This window comes from Micromonospora sp. ATLC20 (assembly GCF_057196585.1).
Window position 1 is genome coordinate 1 of record NZ_JBXUOV010000311.1, and the last position, 3,562, is coordinate 3,562.

Sequence of the window (3,562 nt, forward strand, 5' to 3'; positions counted from 1 at the left end):
GCCGGGGCCGACGGTTTCGCCGCGGGCACGTCGGCGGGCGCGGGCAGGCCCAGGGCCGCCTGGGAGCCGAGCCGGCGGCGCAGCGTGTTCAGCGCCCGGGAGGTCTGGCTCTTGACGGTGCCCGGGGAGATCTCCAGCAGCGCGGCGGTCTGCGCCTCGGACATGTCCTCGTAGAAGCGCAGCACCAGCACCGCCCGCTGCCGGGCCGGCAGCGCCTGGAGGTGCCGCCAGAGCGCGTCCCGGTCGAGTTGCTGCTCGATCTCGTCGACACCGGCGCGCTCCGGCAGCACCTCGGTGGGGCGCTCGCCGTGCCAGCGGCGCCGCCACCAGCTGGTGGACGTGTTGACCATGACCCGGCGGGCGTACGGCTCGATGGCATCGATCCCGCCGAGCCGCTTCCAGGCCAGGTAGGTCTTCGTCAGCGCGGTCTGGAGCAGATCCTCGGCGGTGGCCCAGTCACCGGCGAGCAGGTAGGCGGTGCGCAGCAGTGCGCCGGACCGGGCCGCGACGAATTCGCGGAACTCCTCCTCCAGCGGATCTCTGCTCACCACCACACTCATCTCCCCCCGTCCTGCCTGGCAGGATGCCACGGCCGGGTCGCCCGGGTCGATGGCGGAAGGTGTGCAGTTCATCCGATGTTCGGACGAAAAGTTTCAGGCTCCGTCGTCGGCCTTGGCCTCGTCGGCCTCCTTGCCCAGCCGCGCCTCGACCGCCTGCGGCTCGTACATCTCCTCGACCACACGCAGGTAGAGCTCGTTCGGGTTGGGCAGGTTCTTGATCACCCGGAGTGCCTGTTCCTGACCGGCGGACTCCAGCACGAAAGTGCCGTAGTTGAGGGCACGGCCGGTCGGGCTCTGCTCGTACTTCATGTCGGTGACCCGGGTGAGCGGCATCATCGCGACCTGCCGGGTGATGATGCCGTTGACGACCATCACCCGCTTGTTGGTCAGGATGAACCGGTCGTACCACCAGTCGGCGACCTTCCAGGCCACCCAGCCCATCACGGCGAACCAGAGCAGCACGGCGACTGTGGTCAACGCGCCGACGTCCCGCCCGGCGAGGAAGCCGGAGAGGTAGCCGAGCACGAACGTGGCCGCCACGCCGACGATGATCGGGGTGGTGAGGTGGATCCAGTGCCGCTTCCACTCGCCCCGGTAGCGCTCCGTGGGGAAGAGGTAACGGGCCACGAGCGAGCTGGGCTCGTCCTCCAGCGGCAGCACCCGGCGGGGTGCCATGCCGGTGGCGTCGGACCGCAGCCCGGCCAGCTCCTCCTCGGAGATCGGCTGGTCCGGGAAGCCGTCCGGGTCCCGTGCCCAGGCCCGGCCGGACCGCCCCTCGCCGGCGTACGCGCTGCCGTAGCCGGCGTCGTCCGGGTCCGCGTACGGGCCGGGGCCGTAACCGGCCGGGTCGTCCGGGTCGATCCGGGGGATCGGCTCGGTGTCGCGTTCCCGGCGTGCCCGGTCGGGGTCGTCCGGGTCGAAGGGTGGACCGGAGGGGCTTCCCATGGGCGGCTAGGCGACGAGGTTGGTGAAGAAGTCGCCGAAGCCCTGCGCGATGTCCATGATGCCGCCGCCGAGGGACTTGAAGACGTCGGCGGCGGAGTTGGGCCGGTACGCAACAAAGAAGATCAAGAATGCGATTCCGGCCCAGGTGAGGACCTTCTTGACCATAGCGGGCCATCCTCTCGCGCGGAGCCGGGTCCGTTTACCGCAGCGGCACCCAGAGTATCAGCATGGTGTCTTACCGTGAATATCTGCGTCCGCTCTCCGACTCGCCGTGGCGAGCCGGTCAGGCCCGCCCGTGCAGGTACGGAGACGGTGCGCCGTACACGAGTTCGGGCGGTGTCCACTCGGCGAGGTCGTGCAGCACGACTTCTTCCGCGAGGAGGTGACCCGCACTCGCCGGCCAGGCTATCGCATGGAGCCACATTCCCCGAGCCTCGCCGGCGTACGCGCTTCGATCCGTTTCGGAGCGGACGAGCCACAGTGGAGTTGGATGGCCGCCCACCCGGATCTTCGCGTGCGGCAGCCGCTCGGGATGACCAGGGCCGGGATCGGTGAGCGCCTCCTCCACCTGTGGGCCGGGGTCGGGTCCGGGCAGTCCCGCGAAGCGGGATCCGAGACCTACGCCGGGTTCCTCGGCGACGAAGATCAGGTCGGCCGGCCCACCGTCCAGGGGGGCCGGTCCGGCGCAGGCGACGAGCGTGGCCCGTACGCCCGCCCGGTCGTCGCCCGCCCAGGCCACGCCGGTGAGCGTCCAGCCCGGCGGGAGCGGCCACGGGCACCACAGCGGCATCCGCAGCCGGCCCGTCGGGTCGGGGTCGGCGGCCATCCGCTCCACCACGCTGGCCATGATCTCGGCGCTGATGTGCTCCGGTACGTGCAGCGGCGCGACCGGGCCGCAGCGCACGCACCGGTGCTCGGCGTGCATCAGATCCGGCTCGCGCACCGGGCCCGCGCACTTCGGACAACTCACCGCGACAGTCACACCCTCACCGTCACCCCGGACCCGCGGGGCGTCAAGCGGGGCGGGCCGACGAGCGTGGGATTTCCGTCCGGCGGTGGACCCACCCGCGGGTTCAGTCCGGCGGCGGCCCGGCGTACGACCGGATCCAGGCGTGCATGGCGATGCCGCTGGCCACCCCCGCGTTGATGGACCGGGTCGAGCCGTACTGGGCGATGGAGAACAGCGCGTCGCAGGCCGATCGGGCCACCGCCGACAGTCCCGGCCCCTCCTGGCCGAACAGGAGCACGCAGCGACGCGGCAGCACCGCGGTCTCCATCGGCCGGGAGCCGGGCAGGTTGTCGATCCCGACCACCGGCAACCGCTCGTCGCGCGCCCACGCGACGAACTCCTCGATCGTCGCGTGGTGCCGGACGTGCTGGTAGCGGTCGGTCACCATCGCGCCCCGCCGGTTCCACCGCCGCCGCCCGACGATGTGCACCTCGGCGGCGAGGAAGGCGTTGGCGTTGCGGACCACGGTGCCGATGTTGAAGTCGTGCTGCCAGTTCTCGATCGCCACGTGGAAGTCGTGCCGGCGCCGGTCCAGGTCGGCCACCACGGCCTCACGCCGCCAGTAGCGGTAGCGGTCCACCACGTTGCGCCGGTCCCCGGCGGTGAGCAGCTCCGGGTCGTAGCGCGGGTCGTCCGGCGGGTCACCGGGCCACGGCCCCACACCCACGTCGAGCTGGTCGTCGGTCACGGTTGCCGAGGGTACGGCCCGGCGGCGTCCCCGGTCAGCGCAGGTCGAGCGCGCCGCCCAGCCGGTCGAGGAAGCGCGTGTCGGCGGGGCTCGGCGTGGTCTGCCCGGCCCGGCACACCCGGGCGGCGACCGACTCCACCCACTGCCGGTACGCCGCCGAGTCGGCCGGATCCGCCCGGCGGCGCAGCACCCGTACCGTCGCCCGGGCGGCGGCCAGCAGGTCGACCATGTCGGTCAGGCGCTCCTCCCGCTCGGTGACGCCGTCGTGGCGGGCGTAGATGGCGGCCACCACGGCGCGGACGAGATCGCTGTCGAAGGCCCGGCCGGCGGCCACCGCGTCCAGGCCGGCCAGGCCGGCGG

Annotated in this window: 5 protein-coding genes; all 5 read right to left on the bottom strand. The window is 72.3% G+C overall.

The features are described 5' to 3' along the window. On the bottom strand, positions 1-560 hold a 560-nt coding region (locus tag AC2CHG_RS30620; RefSeq protein WP_484526123.1), incomplete at its 3' end, for a SigE family RNA polymerase sigma factor. Positions 561-653: 93 nt separating this feature from the next. Next, positions 654-1,505 carry a PH domain-containing protein gene (locus AC2CHG_RS30625; protein ID WP_484526124.1) on the bottom strand — a complete coding sequence of 284 codons (852 nt, stop codon included), beginning with the start codon at positions 1,503-1,505 and terminating at the stop codon, positions 654-656. 283 nt (positions 1,506-1,788) lie between these two features. Beyond that, positions 1,789-2,487, bottom strand: a complete 699-nt coding sequence (locus tag AC2CHG_RS30630; protein ID WP_484526125.1) for a DUF6758 family protein — start codon at positions 2,485-2,487, stop codon at positions 1,789-1,791. A gap of 91 nt (positions 2,488-2,578) precedes the next feature. Next, positions 2,579-3,202: a TrmH family RNA methyltransferase gene (locus AC2CHG_RS30635; RefSeq protein WP_194798715.1), complete on the bottom strand. Its 624-nt coding sequence runs from the start codon at positions 3,200-3,202 to the stop codon at positions 2,579-2,581. A gap of 34 nt (positions 3,203-3,236) precedes the next feature. Continuing rightward, a partial coding sequence (locus AC2CHG_RS30640; RefSeq protein ID WP_484526126.1) for a hypothetical protein occupies positions 3,237-3,562 on the bottom strand: 326 nt, incomplete at its 5' end.